Source organism: Streptomyces sp. DSM 15324 (assembly GCF_001514285.1).
Lineage (GTDB): Bacteria > Actinomycetota > Actinomycetes > Streptomycetales > Streptomycetaceae > Streptomyces.
In genome coordinates this window covers 1-1,490 of record NZ_KQ949065.1, presented here as the reverse complement: position 1 = coordinate 1,490, position 1,490 = coordinate 1, and the positions used below count along the sequence as shown (strand labels likewise).

Below are 1,490 nucleotides of genomic sequence, written 5' to 3'. Positions count from 1 at the left end.
GTCACCTTCTCGGCCGTGAACGGCCGAGCTTGTGCGCTCGGTCGTTCACACCTTGTCGCGCTCCCGACTGTCCCCTACGACAGGACGGTCACGGGTCGCATCTCCCTTTCCGGTCAGACCGGTTGCGGGACGGGCATGGTGACGAATGCCCACACCGAGCGTGCACGGTCGCGCACGTTGACCCCGGCGACGACGTCGGCAGGCCCAGCGAGACCGCACCGACGACAGCGGAAATGATCCCGGGTGGGCCGGTTGGCCCGCTCGGTGTGCCCGCAGCGCGGGCAGCGCTGCGAGGTATAAGCCGCGTCCACCTCGAGGAAGGGCACCCCGGCCCGTCCGGCCTTGTAGGCCAGGTGCTGTCCGAGCTGGTGGAAGGGCCAGGAGGAGAGGGTGTCCCGCTGGTCGCGGCGTAGCCGTACCCGCTCACGGATCCCGCCGAGGTGCTCGACAGCGATCCCGCGACCGGTGCGTTGCGCAACGGACACGATCTCCTTACTGATGACGTGGTTCACCTGCGTGGCATGGCGGCGCTCCTTGCGTGTGCGGCGGGCCAGGCGGCGGGTGGCCGAGCGGGTCTGTCTGGCCTGGAGTTCGGCGCGTTTGCGGGCCTGCCAGCGCCGGTAGCGCGACAGACGGCGGCCCTGGTGGTTCGTGCCGTCACTGGTGGTGGCCAGGTTCACGACGCCCCGGTCCACTCCGATCCAGCCGGCCGGCTCATACGCTGCCGGCTCGGGAATGTCGCAGGTGGCCATCAAGAACCACTTCCCGCCACGCCGGACGAGATCACTCTCGCCCTTGCGGTACTGCACGAGGGTCTTGAGCTGGTCGGGTGAGCAGGCGAAGCGGACGCCCTTCATCCGCCCGTCGACGGTCCAGATCGACACCGTGCGCGCGTCGTACTGCCAGGACAGGCAGCGGTCGTCGAACGGCTGAGCCGCCTCCGGCCGGAAGGCGATCGGGGTACTGAGCGCTGTGCGGTGTCGCTTGGAGGTGGACGGGCCCAGGTTCCCGGCCTGCAGATTGGCCTTCAGGGTCGCGTAGGCATCGACGACCTTCTTCACCGCCCGCACCACCGGTTGCGCCGACAGTCCGAACGTGGCCTTCAGATCGGCGTACACCTCCTTCTGCAGGCCGTTGCGGTCTTTGAGGTGCTTGGCGAAGGCAACCTGCGAGGCGTAGGTGGCGGCCCGGTTGCAGGCGCGCAGGGTCGCCTCGAGCGCCAGCGCCTGCTCGGGCGTCGGCAGCAGCTTCACCTGCACCACCAGCTTCACAGCATCGGACCGTAGTACGACGTCCGCACACACAACCGCCGTTCACGCGACAGTCACCACAGCAGGTGACCCGCAGGACATCCGTTCGCATTCTCCGGCTCCGCCGGGCAGCCGTACGGGCGCTCCGCGCCGGTCAGAGAGCAGATGCGGCGACGCTCCGCGTCGCAGCCGCAGGAGGCGATTCCTCCCCGGCGTGAACGCCGGGGCATCCTCGCCAGA

Annotated in this window: 1 protein-coding gene; it reads right to left on the bottom strand. The window is 69.2% G+C overall.

Annotated elements, in window-relative coordinates:
- Nucleotides 1-113: 113 nt before the first annotated feature.
- Entirely contained in the window at nt 114-1,271 is a 1,158-nt protein-coding gene (locus AQJ58_RS40190) for an RNA-guided endonuclease InsQ/TnpB family protein (RefSeq protein ID WP_234360480.1), read from the bottom strand.
- Nucleotides 1,272-1,490: the final 219 nt, after the last annotated feature.